30 protein-coding genes are annotated in these 24829 nt (G+C 65.2%); 8 read left to right on the top strand and 22 right to left on the bottom strand.

Annotated features, from left to right (window positions below; all coding sequences use genetic code 11):
- Positions 1 to 22: 22 nt before the first annotated feature.
- On the top strand, positions 23 to 805 hold the full coding sequence (locus tag ACLJRM_RS33325) for a GAF and ANTAR domain-containing protein (RefSeq protein WP_410665324.1): 783 nt from the start codon (positions 23 to 25) through the stop codon (positions 803 to 805).
- Positions 806 to 1107: 302 nt separating this feature from the next.
- Here ACLJRM_RS33325 and ACLJRM_RS33320 read toward each other — a convergent pair whose 3' ends face one another.
- Together ACLJRM_RS33320 and ACLJRM_RS33315 are read right to left on the bottom strand one after the other, a co-directional pair.
- Entirely contained in the window at positions 1108 to 1998 is an 891-nt protein-coding gene (locus ACLJRM_RS33320; RefSeq protein ID WP_410665323.1) for a manganese catalase family protein, read from the bottom strand.
- Positions 1999 to 2020: 22 nt separating this feature from the next.
- Positions 2021 to 2476, bottom strand: a complete 456-nt coding sequence (locus ACLJRM_RS33315; RefSeq protein WP_410665403.1) for a DUF4383 domain-containing protein — start codon at positions 2474 to 2476, stop codon at positions 2021 to 2023.
- A 429-nt stretch (positions 2477 to 2905) separates the two neighbouring features.
- Between ACLJRM_RS33315 and ACLJRM_RS33310 the strand changes: the two genes are divergently transcribed.
- The 3 genes from ACLJRM_RS33310 (at position 2906) to ACLJRM_RS33300 (ending at position 4859) form a co-directional block, all read left to right on the top strand.
- Positions 2906 to 3232 carry an FAD-dependent oxidoreductase gene (locus ACLJRM_RS33310; RefSeq protein ID WP_410665322.1) on the top strand — a complete coding sequence of 109 codons (327 nt, stop codon included), beginning with the start codon at positions 2906 to 2908 and terminating at the stop codon, positions 3230 to 3232.
- 113 nt (positions 3233 to 3345) lie between these two features.
- Positions 3346 to 4110 carry a GAF and ANTAR domain-containing protein gene (locus ACLJRM_RS33305; protein WP_410665321.1) on the top strand — a complete coding sequence of 255 codons (765 nt, stop codon included), beginning with the start codon at positions 3346 to 3348 and terminating at the stop codon, positions 4108 to 4110.
- Entirely contained in the window at positions 4110 to 4859 is a 750-nt protein-coding gene (locus ACLJRM_RS33300; RefSeq protein WP_410665320.1) for a GAF and ANTAR domain-containing protein, read from the top strand. Before ACLJRM_RS33305 ends, ACLJRM_RS33300 begins: the two co-directional genes overlap by 1 nt.
- A 117-nt stretch (positions 4860 to 4976) precedes the next feature.
- On the opposite strand, the gene ACLJRM_RS33295 is transcribed toward ACLJRM_RS33300, so the two are convergent.
- Positions 4977 to 5501 carry a GAF and ANTAR domain-containing protein gene (locus tag ACLJRM_RS33295; RefSeq protein ID WP_410665402.1) on the bottom strand — a complete coding sequence of 175 codons (525 nt, stop codon included), beginning with the start codon at positions 5499 to 5501 and terminating at the stop codon, positions 4977 to 4979.
- A gap of 487 nt (positions 5502 to 5988) precedes the next feature.
- Between ACLJRM_RS33295 and ACLJRM_RS33290 the strand changes: the two genes are divergently transcribed.
- Positions 5989 to 6135, top strand: coding sequence for a hypothetical protein (locus ACLJRM_RS33290; RefSeq protein WP_410665319.1), 147 nt, complete (start codon positions 5989 to 5991; stop codon positions 6133 to 6135).
- Positions 6136 to 6150: 15 nt separating this feature from the next.
- Here ACLJRM_RS33290 and ACLJRM_RS33285 read toward each other — a convergent pair whose 3' ends face one another.
- Positions 6151 to 6474 carry an STAS domain-containing protein gene (locus ACLJRM_RS33285; protein WP_410665318.1) on the bottom strand — a complete coding sequence of 108 codons (324 nt, stop codon included), beginning with the start codon at positions 6472 to 6474 and terminating at the stop codon, positions 6151 to 6153.
- A gap of 221 nt (positions 6475 to 6695) precedes the next feature.
- Here ACLJRM_RS33285 and ACLJRM_RS33280 point away from each other — a divergent pair, with 221 nt between their 5' ends.
- Together ACLJRM_RS33280 and ACLJRM_RS33275 are read left to right on the top strand one after the other, a co-directional pair.
- Complete coding sequence (locus tag ACLJRM_RS33280) at positions 6696 to 7409, top strand: GAF and ANTAR domain-containing protein (RefSeq protein ID WP_410665317.1); 714 nt, start codon at positions 6696 to 6698, stop codon at positions 7407 to 7409.
- A gap of 112 nt (positions 7410 to 7521) precedes the next feature.
- Positions 7522 to 7773 carry a hypothetical protein gene (locus ACLJRM_RS33275; RefSeq protein WP_410665316.1) on the top strand — a complete coding sequence of 84 codons (252 nt, stop codon included), beginning with the start codon at positions 7522 to 7524 and terminating at the stop codon, positions 7771 to 7773.
- 339 nt (positions 7774 to 8112) lie between these two features.
- Here ACLJRM_RS33275 and ACLJRM_RS33270 read toward each other — a convergent pair whose 3' ends face one another.
- The 17 genes from ACLJRM_RS33270 to ACLJRM_RS33190 form a co-directional block, all read right to left on the bottom strand.
- The gene (locus tag ACLJRM_RS33270; protein ID WP_410665315.1) at positions 8113 to 8517 is read right to left on the bottom strand and encodes a hypothetical protein; all 405 of its coding nucleotides are present in this window, start codon (positions 8515 to 8517) and stop codon (positions 8113 to 8115) included.
- 24 nt (positions 8518 to 8541) lie between these two features.
- A complete protein-coding gene (locus ACLJRM_RS33265) occupies positions 8542 to 9096 on the bottom strand; it encodes a hemerythrin domain-containing protein (protein ID WP_410665314.1) in 555 nt (184 codons plus the stop codon).
- A gap of 419 nt (positions 9097 to 9515) precedes the next feature.
- The gene (locus tag ACLJRM_RS33260) at positions 9516 to 9923 is read right to left on the bottom strand and encodes a hypothetical protein (protein ID WP_410665313.1); all 408 of its coding nucleotides are present in this window, start codon (positions 9921 to 9923) and stop codon (positions 9516 to 9518) included.
- Between the two features lie 269 nt (positions 9924 to 10192).
- On the bottom strand, positions 10193 to 13012 hold the full coding sequence (locus ACLJRM_RS33255) for a LysM peptidoglycan-binding domain-containing protein (protein WP_410665312.1): 2820 nt from the start codon (positions 13010 to 13012) through the stop codon (positions 10193 to 10195).
- A gap of 22 nt (positions 13013 to 13034) precedes the next feature.
- Complete coding sequence (locus ACLJRM_RS33250) at positions 13035 to 13448, bottom strand: pilus assembly protein TadG-related protein (RefSeq protein WP_410665311.1); 414 nt, start codon at positions 13446 to 13448, stop codon at positions 13035 to 13037.
- Complete coding sequence (locus tag ACLJRM_RS33245) at positions 13445 to 13867, bottom strand: hypothetical protein (RefSeq protein ID WP_410665310.1); 423 nt, start codon at positions 13865 to 13867, stop codon at positions 13445 to 13447. Before ACLJRM_RS33245 ends, ACLJRM_RS33250 begins: the two co-directional genes overlap by 4 nt.
- Entirely contained in the window at positions 13864 to 14259 is a 396-nt protein-coding gene (locus ACLJRM_RS33240; RefSeq protein ID WP_410665309.1) for a hypothetical protein, read from the bottom strand. Before ACLJRM_RS33240 ends, ACLJRM_RS33245 begins: the two co-directional genes overlap by 4 nt.
- Positions 14256 to 14474, bottom strand: a complete 219-nt coding sequence (locus ACLJRM_RS33235) for a hypothetical protein (RefSeq protein ID WP_410665308.1) — start codon at positions 14472 to 14474, stop codon at positions 14256 to 14258. Before ACLJRM_RS33235 ends, ACLJRM_RS33240 begins: the two co-directional genes overlap by 4 nt.
- Positions 14475 to 14490: 16 nt before the next feature.
- Positions 14491 to 15357 (bottom strand): type II secretion system protein, encoded by an 867-nt coding sequence (locus ACLJRM_RS33230; protein ID WP_410665307.1) that lies wholly within the window; start codon positions 15355 to 15357, stop codon positions 14491 to 14493.
- Entirely contained in the window at positions 15354 to 16214 is an 861-nt protein-coding gene (locus ACLJRM_RS33225) for a type II secretion system F family protein (protein WP_410665306.1), read from the bottom strand. The genes ACLJRM_RS33230 and ACLJRM_RS33225 overlap by 4 nt, the downstream gene beginning before the upstream one ends.
- Entirely contained in the window at positions 16207 to 17619 is a 1413-nt protein-coding gene (locus ACLJRM_RS33220; protein ID WP_410665305.1) for a CpaF family protein, read from the bottom strand. Before ACLJRM_RS33220 ends, ACLJRM_RS33225 begins: the two co-directional genes overlap by 8 nt.
- Positions 17609 to 18517 carry a hypothetical protein gene (locus tag ACLJRM_RS33215; protein WP_410665304.1) on the bottom strand — a complete coding sequence of 303 codons (909 nt, stop codon included), beginning with the start codon at positions 18515 to 18517 and terminating at the stop codon, positions 17609 to 17611. The genes ACLJRM_RS33220 and ACLJRM_RS33215 overlap by 11 nt, the downstream gene beginning before the upstream one ends.
- Before the next feature lie 5 nt (positions 18518 to 18522).
- On the bottom strand, positions 18523 to 19176 hold the full coding sequence (locus ACLJRM_RS33210) for a flagellar biosynthesis protein FlgA (protein WP_410665303.1): 654 nt from the start codon (positions 19174 to 19176) through the stop codon (positions 18523 to 18525).
- Positions 19173 to 19802 carry a hypothetical protein gene (locus tag ACLJRM_RS33205; RefSeq protein WP_410665302.1) on the bottom strand — a complete coding sequence of 210 codons (630 nt, stop codon included), beginning with the start codon at positions 19800 to 19802 and terminating at the stop codon, positions 19173 to 19175. The genes ACLJRM_RS33210 and ACLJRM_RS33205 overlap by 4 nt, the downstream gene beginning before the upstream one ends.
- Before the next feature lie 251 nt (positions 19803 to 20053).
- Positions 20054 to 20626 (bottom strand): hypothetical protein, encoded by a 573-nt coding sequence (locus tag ACLJRM_RS33200; protein WP_410665301.1) that lies wholly within the window; start codon positions 20624 to 20626, stop codon positions 20054 to 20056.
- Between the two features lies 1 nt (position 20627).
- On the bottom strand, positions 20628 to 21287 hold the full coding sequence (locus tag ACLJRM_RS33195) for an SAF domain-containing protein (RefSeq protein WP_410665300.1): 660 nt from the start codon (positions 21285 to 21287) through the stop codon (positions 20628 to 20630).
- Positions 21284 to 21451, bottom strand: a complete 168-nt coding sequence (locus ACLJRM_RS33190; protein WP_410665299.1) for a hypothetical protein — start codon at positions 21449 to 21451, stop codon at positions 21284 to 21286. Before ACLJRM_RS33190 ends, ACLJRM_RS33195 begins: the two co-directional genes overlap by 4 nt.
- Positions 21452 to 21740: 289 nt before the next feature.
- Between ACLJRM_RS33190 and ACLJRM_RS33185 the strand changes: the two genes are divergently transcribed.
- Complete coding sequence (locus ACLJRM_RS33185) at positions 21741 to 22124, top strand: winged helix-turn-helix transcriptional regulator (RefSeq protein WP_410599792.1); 384 nt, start codon at positions 21741 to 21743, stop codon at positions 22122 to 22124.
- Here the strand turns inward: ACLJRM_RS33185 and ACLJRM_RS33180 are convergent.
- Positions 22121 to 24808 (bottom strand): MFS transporter, encoded by a 2688-nt coding sequence (locus ACLJRM_RS33180; RefSeq protein WP_410665298.1) that lies wholly within the window; start codon positions 24806 to 24808, stop codon positions 22121 to 22123. The two genes, ACLJRM_RS33185 and ACLJRM_RS33180, sit on opposite strands and share 4 nt — an antisense overlap.
- Between the last annotated feature and the right edge of the window lie 21 nt (positions 24809 to 24829).

The raw sequence follows: 24829 nt of genomic DNA, 5'->3' as shown, positions 1-24829 counted from the left end.
CGGGCCGAGCGAGGATCTTGAGATGGTGAACCGGGAAGAACGTTTGGCCGCCACGTTCGTCGAACTCGCCGACACCCTGGTGAGCGACTTCGATCTCGTCGAACTGCTCGACCTTCTCGCGATCCGGTGCACGGAACTGCTGAGTGTTTCGGCCGCGGCGTTACTGCTCGCGCCCCCCGGGACCGAGCTCCGTCCGATAGCCTCGTCGGATTCGGGCCACCCGCTGTCCGATCTGCTGGCCGTAGCCCAGCACGACGGCCCGGCCTGGCAAAGCCATCGCGACGTGATCAGCGTCGGCCCGATCGACCTGGACAGGGCGCGCTCGCGGTGGTCCGATTTCGCCGAGGCCGCCGAGCGGGCAGGCTACCGGGAGATGTGCGCCGTCCCGCTGCGTCTGCGTGACGAGGTCCTGGGTGCACTGCTCCTGCTGAACGTCGAGTCCGGGACGGTGTCGGCGAGCGACGTCCGGCTGGCGCAGGCGCTCGCCGACGCCGCGACGATCGGGATCCTGCACGAACGAGTCATGCGGCAGCAAGTCGATCTCGTCACTCAACTGCACACCGCCCTGCAAAGCCGGATCCTGATCGAACAGGCAAAGGGGATCCTCGCCGCCCGAAGCGACACGAGTGTGGACCAGGCTTTCGAGACGATGCGCGGTCACGCCCGGCGCCACCGCCGCCGCATCAGCGAAGTCGCCCGCCACGTCGTCGACACCAGCGGCGCACTGCCGGCTCCTGCGAATTTCCCGGTCTCAACTTCGTCCAAGCCGATCACCGGGAAACCGCTTCGTCGCAAGAGGCCGTGACAGGGTTTTGTGAGTGCCGCTGCTCGATGCGCCGACGGGGTTTGTGCACTTGCCGAGGTACACTCTTGTCCGGAACACGATTAAGCTGATTGTGCTTCCGGACCCTGCCGGTTCAAGCAGCGTGCTGGCAGGGCCCTCCAGAGTCACCTTGCGAGACCCGATCAGGCGTCGTCGAACGACGCGAAGCTGATGCAGCGGCCCGACACTTACTACGCCTGCCCGGGCGCCGAGTATCCGGCCCCAATACCTCTCGAAGGGCTCCTCCCCGCGTTTCCGCGAGAAAGAGCCCTTCGTTCCGGTTTCTAGCTCTTGGGACTTTTCGTCTTCGCCGCGGCTTTGTTCTTGACCGATTTGGCCTTGCCCTTGACCGTCCCGACAGCGTCCTGGACAGGCGAGTACGTCCCGTACAGCGCGGGATCGGGCTTGGGAGCGGTGCCCGGGCCACCGAGCGGCGCGGGGTCGGTCAAGTACTCGATCTCCTCGCCGCGGAAGCTCCAATCACCGTTGGCACCGTCCATACCGTCAGAAAGACGCCAGACGGTGTTGTTGTGCTCTTGGTTCTCTTCGTCGAACAACGCGTCCGGGACGATCGCACCCTCGAGGCCGTCGGCTTCGAGTTCTTCGATGGCGGCGAGCCATTGCTTCTGGTGGACGGTGTCGCGGGCGAGGTTGAACTGCAGCATCGCCTTCACACCGGGATCGTCGGTCATGTTGTACAACCGCGCCGTCTGCAACCTGCCCTGCGCCTCGGCCGCGGCGTTCGCCCGGAAGTCGGCGAGCAGGTTCCCGCTCGCCACGATGTAAGCACCGTTCCACGGCACACCCTGGCTGTTGCCCAGCATCGCGCCGCCACCGGCGACGATCGCCTGTTGCGGGTCCATTCCGCCGAGGATCGCCGCCGTCACCGGGTCCTTGGCCGCTTCGGCGGTCGCGGTGGCGGGGGCGCCTTCCAGCAGTCGGGCGACCATGGTGGCGAGCATTTCGACGTGCCCGATCTCCTCGGTCGCGGTGTCCATGATCAGGTCCTTGTACTTACCCTCGATCCGGCAGTTCCAGCCCTGGAACAGATACTGCATGGTCACGGTCATCTCACCGTAGGCGCCACCGATGAGTTCCTGCAGCTTCCGGGCGTACACCGCGTCCGGTTTCTCGGGTTTGGCTTCGAACTGAAGTAATTTGTTATGGCGAAACACGTGCATCCTCCAAAAGGGATAGTCAGCGGGAATCCGCGATGGGAGCCTTGCCGCCGGACACCGGTATGAGACCCAAGGCGATCATCCCGAGACCGAGGCCGAGGTGCAGCCAGTTGTCGGCACTGTTGACCGGGACGAAATTCGCCGTTGACCCATGGTCGATGAGCAGGCCGTACACCCACAGCACGAGATAGATCACTCCCCCGGCGACGAGGAACGTCTTCGCTCCACCCGGCTTGCGCGCCATGAGCAGGCCGGCCACGCCGAACGCCAGGTGGACGATGTTGTGCAGGATCGACACCTGGAAGACGCCGAGAAGCAAAGCGCCGGACTCGTGCCCGGCACCCATGATCTGGTCGTAGTTCGAGGTGATTCCAGGAATGAAGCCGAGTACGCCGACAAGCAGGAAGACCGCACCTACGGTCAACGCAAAGAGCTGACGAGGACTCCGCCGGACCGCAGTCGGTGTCGCTGTCATGGTGTTTCCTCCGGTATTCGTGGAAACGGACGGAATGCGCACCCGTCAGAGGTTCCGGGACGGTGTTCTCCAGCCTGGAACCGGGCGCACGTGACGTCGAGTACCCCCACTTCGACCGCTTACACCGGGCTATCAAAAGAAGTGTGAATAGCTAAAGCCGACAGCCCATCGGACCTGCAGATCACGGCGACGTCGCGGCATCAGGTCGTCCGGCGGTGGCTGACGCGCTCGGCTGTTCAAGACCTGAAGAGTCAGCGATGAGCTGTCGCTCCACGGTTGCACAAGCCAGTAGCGGGAACCTGGGAGACAGTGCGAACCATTGGTGTTTCGAGGAGGCGTGGAGATGGTGAAAACCTGGGAAATCGACCAGCGTTGCACAAAACTAACGGTCGCTCCGTCCGCGTGCGCATGGGCATTGCGCGGTCACCGATGACCACGACCACTGCTCAGCAGTCGCTCTGGCTGCACACCGTTCCCACCGCACCCGAACACCCGGTGCTCGCTAACAGGCTTCAAGCTGACGTGGCCGTGATCGAGGCCGGTATCGCCAGGCTGACCACCGCTTTACTGCTCGCGCGCCGAGGTGTGGACGTGGTCGTCATCGAAGCCGAACAAGTAGGGGCGGGAGCCAGCGGCAACAACACCGCGAAAGTCACCGCGCTGCAGTCCACCATGTACTCCACTCTTGAACGACGTCACAGTTCGGCCGTGGCAGCGGACTACGCCACTGCGGCTACCGCCGGTGTCGATGGATGACACGTCGCGCTCATCACCAGGAACAAGTCGCACCGGGGTGACTGTGGGGCGCTGTTCGGTGCCAGCCTTTTATGCTGAGGGATAGTCACGGAGGACGGGTGCGGGGAGGTTGGATGGTGGAGAGTCGACGTCAGCGGATGAACGCCTTGCTTGCCGACGACCGCACCGCCCGTTCGGGTTCGGTGGTCAGCCTGGTCTGTGGCCGCTGCGTGCTGGAGTTGTCGGTGTCCGGGGCAGGTGCCACCGTGCTGAGCGTTCTGTCCGGGCGCGAGGCCAACGGAAACGGGGACGGCGCGCCGAGTCGTGGACTAGTGCACGCGACGAATCGCGTGAGCGCCGGCCTGGAAGACCTGCAACTCACCGTCGGGGAAGGCCCTTGCCTGGACGCTTTCGCGTCCGGGGGGCCAGTGCTGGTTCCCAATTTGGCGACCGCGATCGCCCGATGGCCGGCGTTCACCCCCGCGGCATGCGAACTGGGCGCAGCGGCTGTGTTCTCCTTCCCGCTGCAGGTCGGAGCGGCCCGGCTGGGTTCGCTGGATCTCTATCGCGACACGGTCGGTCCGCTCAGCAAGGAAGAGCTGACCGATGCACTGATCTTGAGCGACCTGGCGACTCAAGGGGTGATCGCCGACCTGGCGGGTCACAGCGCCGAGGACGTGAGCTGGCTTGCGGACCCGTATACAGAGGTGTATCAGGCGGCGGGCATGGTTCAGGTGCAGCTGGGGTCGACCACTGAGGTAGCGCTTATGCGGCTGCGAAGTTACGCGTTCGCCCACGATGTCCCCCTGGCAGAGGTCGCGCTGCAGGTCGTGAAGCGTTCGCTGCTCTTCACCGAGACCGACGACGGCAATGACACGAGTAACGAAAGGGCGACGTGATGAGCACGAGACGAGACGAGCGGCTCGCGAGCACGTTCGTATCGCTGGCCGACACGCTGGTCGCCGACTTCGACGTGCTTGACTTCCTCATCATGCTCACCGAACGGGCCGTCGAATTGCTTGATGTCGACGCCGCGGGGGTGATCCTGTCGGATCAGCGCGGAGGCTGGCGGCCGACAGCGGGGTCCTCCGAACGCGCCGAGCTGGTCGAAGTGTTCGCTGCGCAGACCCTGGAAGGACCTTGTCTGGACTGCGTCCGGACCGGTATGCCGGTGGCCAGCGCGAACCTGGCGGCCGAATCCGGCCGGTGGGCGCGATTCGCCCCGGTGGCGTTGAGTGCCGGTTTCCGCGCGGCGTGCGCGGTCCCGATGCGGCTGCGCGACGATGTCATCGGAGCTCTGACACTACTGAGCATCAACCCGGTGGCTATCGATGACGCCAGCATCGTCCTGGGCCGGGCATTGGCCGACGTGGCGACCATCGGGATCCTGCAACAACGCGCTATCCGCCACGACGAAGTCGTCTTCGAGCAACTCCAAGCCGCTCTGCACCATCGCACCGTCGTAGAGCAGGCCAAAGGTGTCCTTGCACAATCCGGAGGTGTGGACATGCACCAAGCCTTCCTGGCACTACGGGGCTATGCCCATGCCCACCATCGGCGCCTCTCCGACGTCGCCGGCGACGTGGCCAAGAACATCCTCGACCCCCATGCCCTTCTGACCGGATCAGCAGATTCGCGTCCGTCCTGAGGCGAGTGCGGGTCAAACCCTTCCGATTCGAAGAGGCGCTGTCCTACCCCCGCGGGCCGCAGGCCCTGTTCCGAGGTCGCGGTCTTGTTGGCGTTGCTGACGACCCAGCCGGCCACGTCATGCAGTTTCATGTTGGTGCTGGGAGGTCTCGACCAGCAGCGCGAACGCAACCTCATCGGTGCAGCGGTGACGCTGCATGACAAGGCCCTTGGCGGTACCGATCACGTCGCGAGACCCCAGAGCAGTCCGCAGCTGGGCTTGTTCCTGGGAGGCAATCAGCGCGATCGCGGTGTGCGCGGCGAACAGTTCGCCGATCTCCACGGCGGCCGCGTCGAACGCGTCCTTCTCAGCGTGGTAACGGTTCAACGCGCCCGCCGTACGGCCGCTGGTAAACAGCCTGTACCCGAGAACTGAACGCACGCCCAGGTCGCTGGCCGCCGCGCCGAAGACCGGCCAGCGGCGATCATCGCCCAAGTCGTTCGTGCGGTAGGTGTGGCCGTCGAGAATCGCATCAAGACACGGTCCCTCACCGGACTCCTTCTGCAGCTCGTCGAGCCGGGTCACCGCCGGGCCGGTCTGGGCAACCGTTCGCAATCGGCCATCCTCGATCAACGACACCCCCGCTTGCTCGACTCCCGGCACCGAGGCAGCGGCCACGGTGACGATGAACTCGACAGTGCGCTGCAGGTCTGGCTCGACCGCGAGTTCCCAGGCGACTTCGTTGAGAGTCTGCGTGATAACCGCGCTGCTCGAACAACATCAGAGCTTCTTCGAGCACCCGCAACCGGGTGCCCTCAAGGACGATGGGCGGCTACAGACCCCGGGAATGGCTCACGCCCCACGCTACCAACCAGCAACTCCCGGTCCCACACACTCCGCGTGCTAACGAACCGCCGCCGTCTACGCCACCTGTCACCGCCCGAACCAGCCATGGACAGGTACTCGAGGTAACGGTGCAGAGCACTTCGATCACTGCAATCGACGGCCGAGCAAATGGAACGGTTGATCTACATCGTCACCGCCGCCCTGAGGCGGGTAGCAGGCGCCGAGCACGCCGGGATCTCATTGCTCGACGAGCACGGGCCCGGATCGTCACCCAAGCGGGGAGGTAGAGAGCAGAATCGATGAGGTGCGGTACCGCACCGGGCAGGGCCCGTGCATGGACGCGATCTCCGAACACGAGATCTTCCGCACTGGCGACGGTTACCGCCGAATCTCGCTGGCCTGTGTTCACCTCGGAGACCGCGAAGTGGGCTGCACCCACCTGCTCTTCTGAGGAGCCGACAGCCGCTCAGGGCACGGTGGCCGGGTCGAGAGGGACGACGGCGGCCAGGCCGAGCAGGGTGAGCTTGCGCCGAACCGGATCGGAGCCTAGGACTCGCAGGGGCCGGTGTTCAGCCGCGCAACGGCCGGCCAGCGCCAGGAGCGGCACCACGGCCTCCATCGACAGGTACGTCACTTTCGACAGATCCACCGTCACACCGCCGGGCGCACGCAGGACCGGGGCGAGCAGGTCTCGCGCCGCCGGGCCATTGATGAGGTCACCGGCGGCTGAGACGATCAAGGGCGCCGGTGACGCGGTGGGGATGTTCCGCAGATCCGAGTCGGTACTCATCTGCCTGTTTACGTCGTTTCCCTGCTGGCCGTCGTTACCGCAAATACACCGATGTCACCTGTTTGTGCCGTCCACCGGCCGACGTGGCGGGGCCAGGTGGGCGAGTTTAAGGGTGACATGCCGTGAGGTATTCAGATGGAGTGCTGCAACGACCCGTATCGACTCGATGTCCTGGTGAGACGTCTGGACCTCCTCATGGAGGAGGTAAGGAGGTGGTGGTGATGTCCAGTCCCGGCAAACTTGCCGGTGACGGTCTCGGCGCCGTGCTGGGCGCGATCGCGCGGACGCTGCAGGCCGAACCCGACGTCGCCACAACCCTGACCGCGATTGTCGCCGCCGCCTTGAAGCAGGTGACCGGCGCAGACTACGCCGGAATTTCCCTGATCGAACACGGTAAGATCCGGACCGTCGCCCCCACCGACGCGGTGGTCACCCGCATCGACGAGATGCAATACCGGACCGGCCAGGGCCCGTGCGTGAACGCGATCGCCGAGCACGAGATCTTCCGCACCGGCGACCTCACCGCCGAAACCCGCTGGCCGAAGTTCACGCCCGCGGCTGCCGACACCGGGATGCGGTCGATGTTGGCCTACCGGCTGTTCGTCAGCGACACCACCCTCGGCTCACTCAACCTCTACTCCCGCACCGTCCACGCCTTCAGCGACCAAACCGAACGCGACGGCAGCGTGTTCGCCTCCCACGCCGCGATCGCCCTGACCGGCGCCCAGACCGAAGCCGGACTGCACATCGCACTCGAGCACCGCGACACCATCGGCATGGCCAAAGGAATCCTGATGCAATGTCACGGCATCGACTCGCTACGGGCCTTCCAGATGCTCGTCGAGACCTCCCAGGCCAGCAACATGAAACTCCACCAGGTCGCCGCCTGGCTCGTCGAACACCATCAGGAACTATGGCTGCGCGGTGATACCTGATCACACCGGTCGGCGATCTCCCGGGAGCATGTCACTCACCGAACACGTCCTGTTACAGAAACGGCCGCTGGAACGACATAGCGAGGCAGAACAGAAAAGGGGGCGGAGCCGGATGAGTGTTGATCGGGATGTTCAGCTGAGCTGGGAGCCCCGGACGGTGGCGATCGACGACAGCCGCGGCGCCCCTCTGGGGACGATGGCCTACCCCGGCATTACGTTCACCCGCCTCCATCGCGAGTACCTCGTCCACAAGACCTGGCTGCCGGTCGGTGACGACGAGCCCACCTTCTCTGACGACGAGGCACTGATCACCGCACTGCGCAACGCCTGGCGCTGGACCACCTCCGCCGCCCGAAACCTCTGACCATGCAGCGGCCAGAGCGAGATTTCCGATAATCGCGATCATCCATCGCGGTAGTCAGGCTGTCGACCAGATGCGGCCGCCGGACGGGCGAGAAACCGATCCCAGCCGATTGTCAGACGTTCGTCGCCTCGAGCACGATCTCGTTCCGAGGTGTGACTTCGACTTGCGGAGGACGGAACGCAGATCCCCCCGCGACACGTCGTTCTCGGCGCCCTTGTCCCGCCACGGGCGCAATACGCAGTGAACGCCACCACTCCGGCACCTCCGATCGCGGCCGTGGCGGCTGTTCGTGTTGTCGTCATTCCTCTGTCTTTACTCGGGTTCACTCGAGGGCCTCGATCAGCCGGGCGGTGGTGGGGTACGGATCTCGTCGGGCATGGAACCGCCGGGGAAATCGGCCGCGATGCCCAGGTCTTCCGCGTAGTCGAGGCTGTCCGGGCGTGTCTCGTCCGCACTCTCCTCCCGGTCACGGTCCGTGGCCTCAGCCACCTCGTCGACGTCCGGGCGTTCCTCGGCCAGCCGCTCGCCGAGTGGAGCGGGGTGCGCTTGTTCCCACGGGGTCATGCCATGTTTCGTCACACCGTTCCAGTGCTCCGGCGGATCCATTCCCTCTTCGAGCGGGTCGACGTGCAGGCGGTCTTCGTCGAGATCCTCGGCACTGCTCAAGGCCGCTGGATCGGTCTCGACCTGATCGGGAGCGCCCGTGTCCTGAGGGGCGGCGTAGGCCTGGTCATGCTCGGACATGGTTCACCTTTCTTGGTGCGCGGATCATCGGCCGAGGGCGTCACGAATGGCGTCGCGGGCCCGATCCATGATCGCGATAGGCGGGCCGAGCAGGAGGTTCGCCGTCGCGCTCTCCACCCCGGGATGGGGGCGGGTCGGCGCGATCGCCTCTGCCACTCGGACGGTCGCGGCCATGGCACGCAGACGATCCGACCCGTGCGCCGCCCGCAGTAGCGGGAACTCTTCCTTCTCTTCGTGTTCGGCGTGAGCGAGAACGTCCTCCCGCAGTTGGACCAGCAGGGTGTCGAAGCCCTCAGCTTCCGGACCCATCTCGGTCAGGGTGACCAGCAACCGCTTGGCACGGTGTTCCTCGCCGATACGGGCTTCCACGACGTGCTCCCCACCTTGGAGATCACGCACCTCGGGGTGGACCACTTCCTCTTCGGCGGTCTCGTGCACCGCGAGCAGCCGGACCAGGTCTTGGAACAGATCCCGGCGCCGGCCCCCCTCGGCGGTCTCCAGTTCAGCGAACAAGGTCCGGATTTCGTCGTGCTGGCGGTGAAGCAGCGCGATCACATCTTCGTTTTCGTTGTAGGCCATGGTTTTTGCCTCTTCTCCGGTGTGCGGTGTTCGGTGGCCGATGGGTTCCCGTTTCTCCCTGCTTCACACCTCACCGCGGAACGTGTGAGAACCAAGAAGCCGGGTACACGTCTGCGACGTCCCCGGAAGAACAGGTAGCGCGATGACCCAGACGCCGGCACGTGGTGTGAAGCCGGGAGTCTCGGCTATCCACTCGTAGAAGCGCCCGAGCACGAGCGGGCCTCTGCGGAGCACCACGCTTTCGGCAACGTCGCGAGTGTCCACTCTGGACTCGACGGCGCCCTGCAGAGTGCCACGACCACCTCGCGCACTGATGCGCGCCGCAGAACGAGTGGGACCTCGTGATCGTCGGCGCCGATCCGGCGGGTCATCGGCGGCGATCACAGCCTTGCAGGCCACCCCCTCCGCATCTCCGATCGTCAACCACACCAGCCAACGTTCCATCGATCGATCTGCCACGAAATGCTACCGCCTCCCCAAAGCCTTGCATGGACACGCTGACCACCGAAGTCCATCACGTCATACAACCCCTGCCCCTTATTCGACAGCCTGAGAGCCACGCCGTTGTACCACAATGGCGTGTTGTCCTGCGTGATGCACTGATAGATCTCTTGTTTCGCAGCAACCTCTCGTGTCGCAATCGAAGCCGGCCCCCGCAGAGTTGACTCGCTGGAGTCCTTGAGATCGGCACCATTGATGATGACTGGCGTATCCACAATTTCGACCGCCGATGCTTCAATTCCACTGAGGCATAGGGCAACGGTGATGCCGCACACGATCCCAACAACCTTGGCGTTTATCGAAAATGACATGTCGTTCTCCTTCACGTTCCACTGCCTCCAAATGAAGACGAACCATGTCTAGCGCGACGTATCCCAGTGAGGACAAGGTAAATCTTCGGTGAGTCTCTCCTCACCAGGCTCAGTTCCTGCACTTCGCAGGGGATCATTCACGAGAGTCGGAGAGTTCGAACCCACTTCCGCAGGCCGGTCGCGCCAGGCTCGGTTCGAGGAAGCACTAACCACTCCAGCCGGGCGCACGAATAGCAGCCCAGATGCATCACGTTTCGCGAAAATCAGCCTGCCGGACCGGGGACTCAGTCAGAGGGACGGTCCACTGGGACGAGTACTCTTTCCAGGAGTGCGGCGGTTTCGTCGTCTAGCTCGACGTCGAGCGCAGCAGCGAGACCGTTCAGCTTGTCCGCAGCATCCTTCACCGCAGCGAGGTTTCCTGCCCGATACTCCACACGCAAGAGATCCCGATAAAGGAGTTCGCTGACCGGTTCGACAGCAAGGCCTCGCAGGATCGCACGGCGACACGCGGTCAGGTTGCCGTCTTCCTGGTAGACAACGAACAGCGTGTGGGCGACGTCGACGATGGTGTCGATCATCTCGCGCTGAAACCATGAACTCCAGGCATACCGGCCCTGAGCGACGTTGCCGAAGGGCATACCTGTGACCAGGTCCAGGGCAACTTGTAAATGACGTCGACGGTTTGCAGGATCCTGATCGAAGCCCAAGTGAACGAGCTGCCGGAAACTTCGCCAGTCGTTGGCCATCGTGTCCGAGAGCCGATATCCGCCACCGTTGGCCTCGACGTTCGGTAGGTAGAGGTCGCCGTCGTGATCGCGGCCGAGCCAAGTTCGCAGGCGCGAGATATAGCCCTGCCGAGTCGAGGCGGACCAAGGCTGAGTGTCTGTCCCTAGTTGACGGGAGATCTCGTCCGCTGTAGCTCCGGGGTGAAGCAAGAGGAAGGCTGCGAGTTCGGTCAACCGGTTGACTTTCTTGCCTTCGACCTTCGTAAGGTCCACTCCGTGTAGGCAGACGGGGCCGAGGAGTCGGAGTTCGGGGCCAGCGAACTGCTCGTGTTCAGAGGCCTCCCAGGCACCTACGACAAGCTCAACAGGTTCCGGTAGCTCGTCAGATTCGGGTGGAACGTTTCGATAGTCATCAGCGGGTGCCTGCTCGAAGGTGTCTGCGGCCGTGAGCGCGGCGACGAGTTCTTCAGCCTGTTCGGAGGTGAGGCGCTGGAGGTCGACATCGAGGTCCAACACGTCGACAGGTGTCGGGCGCCTGGAGACGTCGAGTTGCCAGGCGCCAGGAAGCGGGGCCGACGAGACGACGGCGGTCCGGCCGGTCCCTCGTCCGCCGATAAGCTCCAGCTTTGCAAGCCGTTCTTGCTGCTCGGTGTTTAATGAAGCAGCTGACAAGACGATCTCGGACGCCGAGCTGGTGCGGTGCTCAAGGCCGTCAATTGCTTCGTCAAGGGTTTCGACGAACTGCAGACGGCCTGAGTTGTATGCAGCGGTGGATTCGCCGAAGCCGACAAGCATGACGGTGAGGCCCTCTGCCCAGGTCGACGCTGACAACTCCCAGGCCATCGCCAGGAGAACCGCTTCGACCTCGTCGACCGGACCCGTGAGCGCCAGGGCGCGGATCTCCAGGAGGTTCACCAGCACCAGGTCCCGACGAAGATCGTGGCCCAGTGAAACCAGAGCTGGATAGGGCGCGAGCCCATCGTTGTTCACCAGTTCGGTCGAGGTATCCAACTGCCAGACGTTCTCAGACACCGTCGCGAAAGGTTTAAGCGCTTCTCCCGGCTGCTGTGGATGCAGTACAACTCCCCGCGAGCCGACGATTGCGGAACGGATCGCTGGCTGGCCTCGCCCGACCTGGCTGGCATGTTGTGCCAGAGCGCGTAAGGAGCTATCGAGCATCTCGGCAGTTGCCGGTTCTTCGACTTTCCGAAGTGAGGTTTCCAGATCGCTGGAAGTGGCTGGTCGCCGGATTCGGTGTCCTGGTCGCCGACGTCGTTGAGCGATCATTCTGCGCCGGGCGAGTGTAGTGAGGATGCCAGCGGCGAGAAGCCCGCCAAGCCCGGCAGCGACAAGGGGCACGATGCTGTCTTCGCTATCGAGAGCAACCTCGACGGGCGCTGGAGCTGGGGCCGGAACTCGCTGGGGCGGGGACGAGTTCGGCTCCGGTGTCCGGGAGACAGGGGGCGCCGTGGCAGGACCTGTTCCGGGCCTGCAGTCCTGTGTGGAAACCCGAGCGGAGACCGCGCCTGCAGGCGCGGCTCCCCCACCGTTGGCAGGCTTGCCCGGCCTCGGCAGTTGGAGGACATCTCCAGGATGGATGAGATTCGGATCCTCCAAGGTCCGTCCTCCAGGTTGTTGCCGCCCCTGGTTGAGGTGATAGATGTCGATGTACCGAGCTGCTGAGTTGAGGTACTTCTGAGCGATCTTTGTGAGCGTGTCGCCTTCGCCAATGACGACTTCGACACACTGCGGTCCCGGTGGCAACACGAGATGCCAGCCCGGCTTGATCAAATCCACGCTCCGGAGAGCCTCCCCGTCAGCCTGGCGCCGACCGTGGTTCAGGTCGAAGATCTCCTGGTAGCGGTTCTCGTCGCCGAGCTGCCCGGCAGCGATGCTCATCAGCGAGTCGCCGGGAACGACCGTGTATCCGCCTGCGGCCGGAGTCTCGCCGCTCTCGCCGCTGGAAGCGGGCCGGTGAACTCGCTGATCAGAGACCTGCGGAGCAGCGATGGAAGCCGAGCCTACGACCACAGGCTGCAACGCTTCCGCAGCAGTCGTGCCGACCACCAATCCGAAGAGAATCCCAGCCACGAGTCGTTGAGCCCAGCGGAATCCAGGCAGCCGCGGCGCGGCCACGCCACGCACGAAGGCGATGCATTCGAGCACGACGGCGACAACGAGTTGAAACCACGCGACTACCCCTGCAACCGTCATCACGAGAAGGAACACACCGCCGGTGTCCCGCTCGGTGAACCAGCCGACGACTTCTTGGAGAGCTGAAACGTGGTCGGGCAGGAATACCGTCCTGAACGTCCACAGGAGAAGCGGCGGCCCGACAAGTATCAACGCCAGGCCAAGGATGCCGAGGAGGATTCGCACCCGCCTTCTCATCACGGCGCTCCTATCCGTCGGAAAGCAGATCGGCGGTGCCATGGCCGCGCACAGAGAACTCCGAGATCCCCACGATGCCGAGGAAGATCGTGGTCCTGATGACGACGGTATCGACGATGATCCGATTTCCTTGCACGGCAACGGTTCCGGTGGTACCCGCTGCCGCGATGTAGCTCTCGGCCTGGACGATGGCTTGCTGCGGGTCGACGTCAGCGGGTTCGCCTGTGGCGAGAGCCTGCACGCGGAGTGCCTGCCCGGCGGCCCGCGCAGCCTCTTCGGCGATCGCTGTCGCATCCGAATGCGCTTGGGCTTTGCGGCTGCCGTCGACCGCCCATCCGATCGCGATGATCACGGCGATGCTCACCCCCACCAGCCACACGGAGACGGATCCGCCTTCCCCGCGCAGAAGTCTCCGGCAGTTCATCGGCGGGCTCCGTAGCGATCGATCGGTGACCGGAACTCGGAAACAGCGAGTCTCGAGCCCGGGATCATGAGGTCGCGGAATGTGACCTCGCAGGTCACGGTGGCGATCACGTAGCCGGTCTCGCCCAGCGGCTTCGCGAAGTCTCGAGCGTCGACAGCGATGTGGAGGTTGTCGCAGTTCAAGCCCTGCTGGGCGATGACGGCTTGCGCGCGAGTCTCGGCTGCCGCCGCCGCGGCCTCCCCGTCACGGGCTATGGAAGCTGATCGCGCGGCAGAGCGGGCTGCCTCGTCGACCGCGGATTCCGCAGTAATGACCCGCATCCCGATCAGCGCGAGTCCGAAGAGGATGATCAACGCCGATACGCCGATGGCAACTTCGACGTTCACATCGCCGCTGTCTCCGCGAAACGCGCGCTTCACGGCGCCAACTGTTCGATTGGCGCAGAAGCACGCTGGCTCACCGAGAATCGAGCGAACGGCAAGAGTGAAGCGGCATCGGCTGTGACGACGACCGTGACGTTCCGTCCATCGATCGAGGCTTCGGCATTCACATTGGACAGCCAACTGCCAGTCACACGGCCGACGTAATCCTGTGCGCGCTGCTCGGCGGCCGCGACGTCGACCGGCGGCAGACGCGCGACGTTGACGCCGTCCCGCGCTGCCTCCAAAGCCACATTACGGCCCAAGAAGAGCACGACGAGCTGCAAGACGACCCAGGTGACCAGGAGCAGCGCTCCAAGACCGAGAACCGCCGACACGTTCTCGTCGCCACGATCGCCGCTTACCTCTGTAACACGGCGTCGGAGGTTCATTGCCCGCCGATCAGTGGAAGCTTGCCGTCCACGAATGCTGTGACCGCACCGGCGATCGCCGTGGCGAGCACGAGTCCGAGCACGGCGTAGAAGGCTTTGGTGATGTTCTCGTCTCCGCGTTCGCCCTCGTGCACGAACTGTGCTCCGCGTTCACGGAGCACACCGCCGACCGTGAGGACGGCGAGCTGAAGACGGGCGACCACTGTCTTGACCATGGATCTCTCCTCTGTTTCAGGTGCCGAGCATCGTGTAGATGCCGGGGAACGCGAGAAAGGCGACGAAGGCCAGGCCCATCACGGCGATCGGCATGTCCATCCGGTCGGAGCGAATCGATGAACCGGTCTTCTGGTCGGCGAGGCTTTGCTGGGCGATCGATGCCGCCTTCGAGCGCAGGGTGTCCGCGATGCTCGCCCCGTCCTCACCGGCGCTGGTGATGATGTGGCCGAGATCCCTGAGCTCCCGGACGCCCAACTCGTCGGCCAGGCGTTCGAGGCCTTCCCACGGCATCCGGCCACGCAGGGACGCCTCGTTCATCGCCATCCGGATCCGCTGAAACGACCAGCCTTCGCCCAGAGAGGCTGGGTAGCGCATCGCCTCGACAGGGCCGCGGTCGCCGAGCCTCCCGAGAGCGACAAGGTGCGCGTACGCGACGAGAGCACCTCGGAACGCAGCTCGCGCCTTTTGCGCCTTGGCATGCAGCAGGAGCCGGGGAAGCGCCCAGCCGAAAACCACAGCGCTCAACGACATAGCCGCGGTCAGAAAGACCGGCGGCCCGGCGCCGAGGACGACGAACACCACGCTCACCAACGGAACCGCCATAGCACCAGCGGACGCAAAGACAAAGCGCTTCAGCACGAAGGACTCACGCGTCTGGGCGGCGAGAGCAAGATCGTTGGTCGGTGTCCTCGCTCCGCACCGGTCGACGAAGTGGAGAACCGCTCGCAAAGCCGGGTTGGCGGACGAGGTGTCCGTGATGACCGGACGCTCGTTCAGGACGTCGCTGAGCCGGAGGCGCCCCGGAACGCAGGCCGCGGCGACCAGTGTCGAACCGCTCGCAGTTCCCAGCGCCAGCAAGACGAGAAGGCTCAGCGTGTTCATGACCGCCGCCGATCCTGCGTGGAGAGAAATCGTGAAGCAGGCGGCTCGAGACCCAAGCGGCGTAGCCATACAGCGGACGCACCGACAGAACCGAGGAGCACGGCCAGGACAGCCTGCCCCACCGGGGTGGCGTAAGCCGACGTGTACATCGAACTGCCGAAGAGGGCGACGCCCAGGAACATCGCGGCCCAGATGCCGAGCAGCAACCGCGCGGTGGACCGTCGTCGGGCTCGTTCGGATTCCGCGGTCCGGCGCGCGACGATGTCATCGGCGACCTGGTGTGCAAGAGCGCGCAGCAGCCCCGCGACCCCCGAGCCTTGGCGGTAAGCGACGCATAGGCCGGCCACGGCCGCGTCCCCGATCTGGTCGTCGATGTCATCGGCGAACTTGAGCAGAGCGTCCTGCACGTCCCAAGTCCGCAGGCGGTGAGCCAACGTCGTCAGCTCGCGGGCGAGGACCGAAGGTGTGTCGCGGGTGGAGTTTTGAATGGCACCGACGAGCCCCGTGCTTCCCGCGGCGACGACGTCACCGAGACGCCGCAGCCAGGTTTCAAGGCCTTCCAGTCGCTCGATGCGCTGCTTGGCGATCGTTCCCGCCGAAAAGAGCCACGGGAGGAAACTGATGACGACTGTGGCGGCCACGCCCGCGATCGGCCAGCCGGAGACTAGCCAGATGAACGCGCCCACGGAAAAGGCGAGCGGCCCACGCCAGTGCACGCCGGAGACATGCCCCCGCCGACGCGTTTTCGACCGGAAAGCAACCCTTTGCCGCTGGTCGACGCCGTACACCCCGCCGACGACGAGGGCCAAGCCTGCGACGAGACCGACGCAGAGCAAGACAAGGACGAGTTCAGGCATCGCGAACACCTGCTCTCGATGGCTGGGGAAGGAACACCCAGTCCCCATCGCTCCCGCAGGTCAGCCAGTTCCGGTCGAATCCGGCACGCTCGTAGTCCTCGATGTCGGTCGGGAGATTCCCGGTCGGCACGGAACGGCGGCCTGCAAATCCCGCAGGTTCCGTGGCCCGCTGGAAAAGGTAAGTTCGCGCGGGCCGCCCGTACTCACCAGTCTCCACCGAGGCGATCTCCGCGATATAGCGATCAAGGCCGCTTCCGTCGGCGACGAGGTCGATGTGCACGATCAGGTCGATGGCGTGCGCCACGGTTTCGTGGGCCAGCTCCGGGGTCCACGCCGAGTTCCCCTCGAGGCACAGGCGTGCCATCCGGTTGATGGCATCTCCCGCGTTTCGGGCGTGCAGCGTGGAGAGCGAGCCCGAGCCGCCTGTCGAAAGCGCGTCGAGCATGGGGATGATCTCCGGGCCGCGGACCTCGCCGACGATCGTGCGGGTGGTGTGCATGCGAAGCGATTGCCACACCAGGTGTGAGAGATCGGCGACGCTGCCACCTGTCCCCTCCGAATTGCCGACACGCTCCTCGAAGGCGACAACCGCGGGAAACCGGTCTCGATGCCGGTGCAGGCCGAGCTCGAACTCGGTTTCCAGAGTCGCGAACCGTTCGTCTGGAGGGATCTCCCAGCAGAGTGCCCGCAAGAGCGTCGTCTTCCCGGCCCTCTGCCTTCCGCAAACAACGATGTTCTTCTCCGCGCGCACCGCCGCGCGCAGCAGAGCAAGCTGGGCCGTCGAGATCATCCCCCGCTTGCGGAGGTCTGCCAGGCCGGTCTTGGACAGCCGGTGCCGTCGAATGGAGACGTGCGGGCGATCGGTGACTTCGATCGCCGCGGCGAGGCGCTCTCCACCGGGAAGTTCCATGTTCAGCAGCGGTGACGTGCTGTTGATGGAGCGCTCGGTCCGGCCGTGGCGGGCGGCGAGACGCTGCAGCCAGCGCAACAGCGCTTCGTCGGACGGTGCGATCCGAGGGGCACGCATCACCGTGCCGTCCGAATAGGACAGCCAGACGGGGTCGTTGCCGATGATGTCGATGTTCTCGACGCCATCGTCCGCGAGCAACGGCTCCAGCCGGCCCAGCCCGAACATCTCGGCCATCACGGCCTGCTTGACGAACCACTCCTTGCCAGGGTCCAGGAACGGCTTTCCTCGGCCCGCCCACTCCTTGATCGCGGTGGAGAGAACCTCGTCGATCAGCTTTCCCGCCAACGCGCGCTCGAAGCCCTCGGATCGCGGCCCCTCACGATGAGGCGCCATCTCTTCTTCAACCCGCTGCGCAAGCGTTTGCTGGACACGGTCGACGAGTTCGTCCGCCCCCTCGAAGTCCGCGTCCGAAAGGTGCCGCTCCTTAATCACCATGACGATCCCTCTCCCCGGAAGGCGCCACTGGCCGCGGGATCGGTGGCAGTTGCTGTCGCCTCACGAGCTGGCGCCGCGGCCTCACGCTCCTGGCAGGGTGGTGCTCGGTGAGCTCAGGTCCCCGGAGCCTTCGCGACCGGGCGAACGCTCGTTTACCGATCTCGAGCCCGAGCTGCCGCGCGCGATCGAGCAGGGCCGAACCCTCGAAGCGCTTGCCCGGATTGAACGTGTCCGTGAGCTGCGTGGCTGCCTGCGGATCCCACGGCAGTTCGCCGACGACCGGCAGACCGAGCTTCGCGAACTGCCTCTCGATCTCTTTGACCGGAAAGCGTTGCGTGCCAGAGGAAGTCGTTGAGACGACCATGACCACCAGCCCGTCGTCCGCAGAGCCGAGCAAGCGGATCTCTTCGCGGACCACATCCGCTGCGGAAGACAGCGATCGAAGCGAATGCCGGTCGTTGCGGACGACGAGGACGGTCAGGTCCGCGTTTCCCAGGACGGCATGCGGCGTCCCGCGGGCACGGAGCCGACCGCAGTCAGCCAACACGTCGAGCGAGCCCCAGCTTCGGAAGACACCCGCCAGCCGTTGCCACTGCAGGCTCTCCGACGCCCGGGGCGTCTGTGACCCAGGCAGGAGGAAATGGCGGCCGGTGCCGTCGGGCAGAGTGATCACCTGCTGCCACAGCGCTTGCGGTAACGGCATCGTCCGTGCGGAGAGCATCGCCTCGAACACTCCTCGGTGACCGAGCGAGCCACCGGGATCGAACACCGCCAGAGCCTGGCTGCCGGACGGATCACATTCCGCGGCGATCGCGTGCCGCGGCCAGGTCCACGTCAACGCCAACGTCGCGGCTGACGTTCCGGGGCTTCCGCGCAAGGAGGCGAACGTAATCAGCATGGCGCTCAACTCCCCGGAAGCAGAACGATCGCGACCGTGCCCACGGACCCTTTGGTCGCGAGCTTCGGTCCTAGCTCCTCGGCCACAACGACGTCGACGACGCGGAGGCCGGTCTGATCCCGCTCCCCTACACGGGCAACCGTCCCCCGCACTGGCTCCCAGGTGTCGACCGCCGTACCGCCCTGACCCGATGGCACGAGCAGGACAGGCTTCAACGGCTCCAGCGGGGTCGCTGGGAGCTGAGCCGGTTTGACGGCGATACCCAGCAGTTGCTCGCCCTGCCGAGGCGGAAGTTCTCCTTCGACCGCTTGCGCTGTCAGCACAGTGCCCGGCCAGAGATTCGTGGTGGCTTTCCGTCCGACGAACTGTGCCCTGTCCCTCCACAACACCGGCCTGAGGCCGGGGTCGGGACGGACCTGTACCTCAAGCATGGAGCTGTCGAGCAGAATCTGTCCATATCGGACAGGCGCGGTGACACCGACCGCGGCGACTGTCGTGTCGACGTTCCGGTAGATGAACACGGTCCCGGTGGCGCACAGCGCCGCCAGCACGAGGCCCGCGAGGATCAGCAGCTTCGAAGGTCGCCGCCGAAACGGCCGGACCTCCGGCGCGAGCGGCGGCTTCTTGAGGTGTACCGGATCCCCTTGTACGGTGCTCACGGCTGCCCACCCCGGGAGTTCAGCGTGCGGATCTCGCGAACAGGCAGCAGCGCGTTCGAGGTCAGATCCATCGCCTCGGAAGCGGACATCCCGCCGCCGGACCAGGTAATTTCCCAATGGCCGGTCGCGGCGATGGAAAAGGCGCCGGACGAGGCCTTCGACAGGTAGACGTGCCCGCAATCAGGTGACGCTGAGCCTGCCCGGTCTTCGGTGAACGGCGTGCCGGGTCCAGCGCAAGCCTTCGTTGCGCCGTCGCCCATCGACCAGGTGATGCGGGCGAGCCTGGCGGTCGCCGTCACGCTGATAACGCCGGCGCTGGCTGTCCGTGTCACGGGTCCTGTCGTGGCCTCGCTCCGCGTGCTCCACATCCACACCGGGAATCCGATCGTGGCACCGTGCGGCGAGTCCGCAGATGGCGCGAGCCTGATGTCGGGCGCGGACAGCCCCATCTGGTCGATCGCCTGCCGGGCGAGCTCGGCAGGCGAAACCTGCGGCACGGCGGGGGCGGCTGCTCCGTTGGGCACGTAGACCACGCGGGCCTCGCCGGGGTATCCGCCGCCAGGGCCGCCAACACCGCAGATCATCACGACCAAGCGGCCCTTGGAGGCGTCCTTGCCGGCCCACATCGGGTCACCGCTCGCCGGTTGCGGGACCTCCATTGGAACGCACTGCGGAGCAGGTCCGGCACGCTTTCCGGCGTTGTCCGGCCCTGGCCTCGGCGAGGTGGCGTCTCGGCCCGGCCTACCAGGATCCGTCGCACCGACCCAGCAGGTCCCACGTACCCCCGAGGACTGACAGCCACCTGGACCGGGCTCAGGCAAAGCCATCGGCGGGTTGGCCATCGCGACCACCAGCAAAGCCGAGCCGACCGTCTTCGTCAGCATGGCTTGTCCAAAGCCACTTCGACGACCTGGACCAGCCACCGGTCGCTCAGGCTCGCGTACCGAACGACCTCGGCGCGGAACTCGTACCGCCGTGGCTGGTCCGGATTGTCAAGAACTTGCCCTTGATCCCCCGGCTTGTCGCTGACCAGGTGAAGATGGGTTCGGTCCAGGCAGTCGGTGATCTTGATCCGAGGGTCCTGCTCGTGCAACGACACCGCGGTCACAGCCGGGGCACGCCGGTACTCGCCTTCCATATGCGATGGCACCGAGGCGAGGTTCTGAATCTCCGCGAGGTGGCGCGTCAGCTCCGGGTCGACGAGGTATTCGCCCAAGTCCGAGCGCCAGTCCTTGGAGCGTGGCGCCTTCTCAGCAGCGGTGCTGACTCGCCAGTAGCCCTCGTAGGCTTCGAGCGCTTTCTGCTTCGCCAGGTCTTCCGCTGTCGGAACTCGGCTTACTGATGAGGGCGTCGACGGTGCAGCAGACGAGGGTGGCGGCGCTACCCTTTCCCCGCTGCACGCGGCCACGGTGCCCACAGCGAGCAAAGTGATCAAGAACTTGGACTTCATCTCATGCTCCGATCAGGCTGATGATCACGGAACCGCTCGCCGCCGCCAGCGCGGACCGAACGTGTTCGGTATCGATGATCACGTCGACCACGACCGTTCCGGCGGCATCAGGTGTTCCGACTCCGGCGACTCCGGCAAGGAACGCGTCCTCGACCGACGAGAACGAGTCGCAGGATGGTGCTTCTGGCAAGGGGGACACGCAGACCTGCGCACGCGGCCAAAGGGGCTGGCTAGGGCGATGGCCGGCTTCGACTCGCAGGCCGACCACCCGGAATCCCGCTCCTGGCACACCCTCCGGCAGGAGGTCGGCCGCAGCGAGGAGTGTCCCTTTCTGAAGGCCTATGGCAGGGGTACGACCGAGGATGGCGGCCCGGTCGGACGCGTGGACGAAGCGGACACCATGGTCGGGGATCAGGTCGACGGTGACCAGGTCCTGCTCGGTGATCGGCTGCGCCGCGCCGACGTCCCTGGCCAGTACGAGCGCCGGCGCCGTTCTGTCCCTGAGCACCACGACGAGATGAACGATTACCAGCGCCAACACCATCGCGACGACCACCGTCGCAAGGTTCAGCCAGCGCGTCGAATTCTTCCGCGAAGGCTCCGGATCGGGCACGCGTTGGCGCGCCTTCCTCAAGCGTTCGGTGAAGTCGGTGACCGTCATCCCCCGACCTCGGCATCCAGATCTGCGGGATCCACTTGTTCGATGACGCCCCGCCATGTCCGGCACTCGTCGCACCAGACGTACCGGCTCAGCGGTTCCTCGTCGTCGCCGTCCGCGGGGATCTTCACTCGATCACCGCAATCGAGAACGTATTCGCCTGACATCCGGCCTCCCTCCGTAGATCTGTCCGGAGACGGAGGCCGGCTGAGGCTTCCCGAGTTGCTTGCTGGCTACTCGGGCGAGGGGAGGTTGCTCAGCCGGCCTCCGGTTCTTCTCCTGCGTCGCCAGGCAGTCCGTTCCTGGCAAATCAGGAATACCGCTCGCCGCCCCGGTGAGTGCAAGGTCAACGCCAGGTGAGCCTTGGCTCAGCGGGGGTTTTGTCACTCGTCCGGGTGTAGGAATGAGTAGAATTGCTCGCGCACAAGCAGTAGCGAATCGTGTTAGCTGGTCGGTATGGAGGGGTGGGAAATTCCGTATCGACACAGCGTTCAGACCGCCTTGGATCTCTTGAGAGGCAGGTGGACCGTTGCCGTCTTGGCCGCGCTCGCGCGGGGCGAAACGCCATTCAAGGAATTGCTGACCGCGATCAACGATGTCGAGAAGCGCACGGACCGAGATCGCCAGCTGTCCGGCCGCGTGCTGACCGACACCCTGCAACGTGCGCGCGAAGACGGGCTCATTGAGCGGCACGCGGAATCTGGCAACTTCGCGACGGTCTCTTACGTCCTCACTCCGACTGGCCGCTCGCTGCTCTGCGCCGTCCGGCCACTGGCCGAATGGGCTCAGGTTTACCAAGCGGACCGCCAAACTGACGAGGTAGACCGGCGAGGCGCTTAGTCCGCCCTGGTGGAAGCCGTGCGGCGGGCGGGCGGAATCAGCGAACGGACCCGGTCCCGGCCCGCGTCCTTTGCCGCGAACAAGACGTTGTCCGCGGCTACGAGCACATCGGTGATGCTGTCGCCTGCCGCTGGATAGGCTGCGACGCCAATTGAGACGCTAAGGCGCAAACCACCCAATTCACCATTGAGTTCCATCCTTCGGACCGCCTCACAGACGCGGTCGGCAACATCGACCGAAGCGGCCGTGTCGGCATTCGGCAGGAGGACCACGAACTCCTCTCCACCGAACCGCGCGGAGATGTCGTACGACCGAACGTTGCCGACGATCACCTGCGCGATCTCGCGAAGCACCTTGTCCCCGACGAGGTGTCCATACGTGTCGTTCACCGACTTGAACTTGTCGACATCGATCATCAGCACGCCGATCGGAGCATGGTGGCGCTGAGCTTTGGCTACCTCGTTCTCGGCAAGGGTCTTCCATGTTTCCGCGTTGAGCAGGCCGGTCTTCCTGTCGGTCGTCGCCGCGGCTTCGAGCTGGCGGACCAGAACGCTGCGCGCCAGCACATACAGCGGCAACATGACGAAGGCCAACGCGAGCGGATGCCAGAGCATCAGCAGGGCGACCAGAACGCCTACGCACAAGGTGGCGAACTCGAGGCTGTTCTCGCTCCAGCTGCCGACCAACGTCCCGAACGAACGCCTACCAGGTGACAGCGCGATCACCGCGGCGACCAAGGCCGAGTTCACCAGCCAGTAGCAGACGAGCACCAGCGCCAGCCCCACCAGTGTGCCGTCGTCGACGTTCTCGAGCGTCTGGACCGCAGGAAGCCAGCGAGCCACTGCGATGGCCAAACAACAGGAAACGACAACCGAGCCCGCGCTGAACATCACCCTGTACAGGCACATGCCGGACACGCGACGCCAGCTGCGCCACCACATGTGCCCATAGAGGATGACCGCCGTCGCCGCCGCCAAGGTCGGCGTCACGAGCAAGGCGGCCGCGAGGGTCCACACCGAGCTCATGTTGACGTGCGGAGTATCGGAGAACCTGCGCCGCATCTGCTCGACAGCTCGGGTCACTTCAGCCGCGGCCAGGCCAAGCACGACAAGGATGCCGAAGCGGACGAGATCGGACCGGCTCACCGGCGTGAATCCATCGAGAAGAAGCGTGAGCACGATCGCAGCGCCCTCGACGGCCAGAACGAACACGATCACTTGCCAAGGCAAGGACCAGAGCTTCCACCGTGTGACATTCCAAATACGTTCCGTATCACCAGAGGCATCTCCGGGCACAACTGAGGCTCTGACCTGCATACTTGAGTCGCTTGCGTCCCCAGGCGGCCCTCCGGCGGACGCCGTCGTCGGGCTGTTCTCAGCGGGTGGGCCGTCCAGGCAGTCCGTTCGCTGGGAGGAGGGTTCATCGATGACCAACAAGGACTGGTGATCTCGCGCGTCCTCATTCGCTGAACCACGCTCGCTCCCGGCCCGCTGCCGGGAGCGAGTAAGTGTCCACAGCACACCGATCGCCGCCGCCACACCGACCGCGCCGGCACCAGCTGCAGCGACCGCCTTGAACGGCCCGAACTGCTGGGTGGCGAGTCCGCCGCCCAGGATCGCGATGCCTTGCGAGCAGTGCAGGCACGTCGACATCCGGCCCATCACTCCTCCGCGCCGGGCATCCGGCACGAGGTCGACAACGATGGTCTGCACCTGGATGAGCAAGGCCGTCGAGACAGCGCCGGTCGCGGCCCACAACATGATCGAGACGACGACGCCCGGTTCGAAGGCACAGACGATGAGCGGCACGCCGGCCAAGATCGCGAACAGCGACGCCACGAGGGGCGTCGCCGGGAGCTGAACGCGCGTCGTGAGCCATGCTCCGATCGCGCTTCCCAGCGGATCAGCTGCGAGCAGCAGTCCGATGCCGAACGCCGAGACTCCGAGTGCACGTCCGTACGGCACCGCCAGGCCCTCGGGCACGACGTAGACGCCGACCAGCAGGACCAGGCCGTAGAGCAGGAACCACGTACCGCCCGCGGTCCTGGTGGCGAACACCCTGCCCGAACCCTCCTGTTCGGGCACGTCTTGGCTGACCGGCCTCGATGCCACACCCTTCAGGAGGACGACGGCGCTCAGGAGGAAGGTGCCTGCGTTCACCAGCATCCCGAGATGTGGCTCGATCAACGTCAGCACCAGCCCACCGGATCCGAAGGCGACGACCTGGGCGATCTGCCCGGTGAACTGCCGGAGAGCGAGGCCTGCGGGGAAGGCTTCGCGGCCGAGAACCTGCGGCAGCAGCGCCGACTGGGCCGCTTTGAACGGACCTGCCGCCGCGCTGAGGAATGCCGTACACGCCCACAGCGCGGGCAGCGGTAGCCCTGGCAGTGCCATCCCCGCGGCCAGAACCGCGCGGGCGACGTCGGTGATGACCAAGATCGCGCGGCGCGGATACCGATCCGCGAGACCGGACAGCAGAAAGCCACCGAGCACCGACGGTATGAAGGTCAAGGCGTACGTCAACGCGGTCAGCGCCGCGGAGGACGTCTCCTTGAACACGAGTAGTGAGAGTGCGACACGAGCAATCTGATCCCCGCCGATGGAAAGCAACTCGGCGACCCACAGCGCCCGAAACTCCCGATTCCGCAATGGCACGGCAAAGCCGGCACGGCGGCGCTCCGCCATATCCGTTCCCCCTACGCAACT

Origin of the sequence: Amycolatopsis sp. lyj-84 (genome assembly GCF_046549075.1) — a bacterium.
Classification (GTDB): Bacteria; Actinomycetota; Actinomycetes; order Mycobacteriales; family Pseudonocardiaceae; genus Amycolatopsis.
This window is presented reverse-complemented; position numbering and strand designations above follow the sequence as displayed.

Bases quoted from the DNA above. Each gene is read 5' to 3' on its own strand.
- ACLJRM_RS33325 (WP_410665324.1), top strand. From the start codon at position 23: ATGGTGAACCGGGAAGAACGTTTGGCCGCCACGTTCGTCGAACTCGCC.
- ACLJRM_RS33315 (WP_410665403.1), bottom strand. From the start codon at position 2,476: ATGACAGCGACACCGACTGCGGTCCGGCGGAGTCCTCGTCAGCTCTTT.
- ACLJRM_RS33310 (WP_410665322.1), top strand. From the start codon at position 2,906: ATGACCACGACCACTGCTCAGCAGTCGCTCTGGCTGCACACCGTTCCC.
- ACLJRM_RS33305 (WP_410665321.1), top strand. From the start codon at position 3,346: ATGGTGGAGAGTCGACGTCAGCGGATGAACGCCTTGCTTGCCGACGAC.
- ACLJRM_RS33300 (WP_410665320.1), top strand. From the start codon at position 4,110: ATGAGCACGAGACGAGACGAGCGGCTCGCGAGCACGTTCGTATCGCTG.
- ACLJRM_RS33285 (WP_410665318.1), bottom strand. From the start codon at position 6,474: ATGAGTACCGACTCGGATCTGCGGAACATCCCCACCGCGTCACCGGCG.
- ACLJRM_RS33280 (WP_410665317.1), top strand. From the start codon at position 6,696: ATGTCCAGTCCCGGCAAACTTGCCGGTGACGGTCTCGGCGCCGTGCTG.
- ACLJRM_RS33275 (WP_410665316.1), top strand. From the start codon at position 7,522: ATGAGTGTTGATCGGGATGTTCAGCTGAGCTGGGAGCCCCGGACGGTG.
- ACLJRM_RS33270 (WP_410665315.1), bottom strand. From the start codon at position 8,517: ATGTCCGAGCATGACCAGGCCTACGCCGCCCCTCAGGACACGGGCGCT.
- ACLJRM_RS33265 (WP_410665314.1), bottom strand. From the start codon at position 9,096: ATGGCCTACAACGAAAACGAAGATGTGATCGCGCTGCTTCACCGCCAG.
- ACLJRM_RS33250 (WP_410665311.1), bottom strand. From the start codon at position 13,448: ATGAACTGCCGGAGACTTCTGCGCGGGGAAGGCGGATCCGTCTCCGTG.
- ACLJRM_RS33240 (WP_410665309.1), bottom strand. From the start codon at position 14,259: ATGAACCTCCGACGCCGTGTTACAGAGGTAAGCGGCGATCGTGGCGAC.
- ACLJRM_RS33235 (WP_410665308.1), bottom strand. From the start codon at position 14,474: ATGGTCAAGACAGTGGTCGCCCGTCTTCAGCTCGCCGTCCTCACGGTC.
- ACLJRM_RS33230 (WP_410665307.1), bottom strand. From the start codon at position 15,357: ATGAACACGCTGAGCCTTCTCGTCTTGCTGGCGCTGGGAACTGCGAGC.
- ACLJRM_RS33225 (WP_410665306.1), bottom strand. From the start codon at position 16,214: ATGCCTGAACTCGTCCTTGTCTTGCTCTGCGTCGGTCTCGTCGCAGGC.
- ACLJRM_RS33220 (WP_410665305.1), bottom strand. From the start codon at position 17,619: ATGGTGATTAAGGAGCGGCACCTTTCGGACGCGGACTTCGAGGGGGCG.
- ACLJRM_RS33215 (WP_410665304.1), bottom strand. From the start codon at position 18,517: ATGCTGATTACGTTCGCCTCCTTGCGCGGAAGCCCCGGAACGTCAGCC.
- ACLJRM_RS33205 (WP_410665302.1), bottom strand. From the start codon at position 19,802: ATGTGGGCCGGCAAGGACGCCTCCAAGGGCCGCTTGGTCGTGATGATC.
- ACLJRM_RS33200 (WP_410665301.1), bottom strand. From the start codon at position 20,626: ATGAAGTCCAAGTTCTTGATCACTTTGCTCGCTGTGGGCACCGTGGCC.
- ACLJRM_RS33195 (WP_410665300.1), bottom strand. From the start codon at position 21,287: ATGACGGTCACCGACTTCACCGAACGCTTGAGGAAGGCGCGCCAACGC.
- ACLJRM_RS33190 (WP_410665299.1), bottom strand. From the start codon at position 21,451: ATGTCAGGCGAATACGTTCTCGATTGCGGTGATCGAGTGAAGATCCCC.
- ACLJRM_RS33185 (WP_410599792.1), top strand. From the start codon at position 21,741: ATGGAGGGGTGGGAAATTCCGTATCGACACAGCGTTCAGACCGCCTTG.
- ACLJRM_RS33180 (WP_410665298.1), bottom strand. From the start codon at position 24,808: ATGGCGGAGCGCCGCCGTGCCGGCTTTGCCGTGCCATTGCGGAATCGG.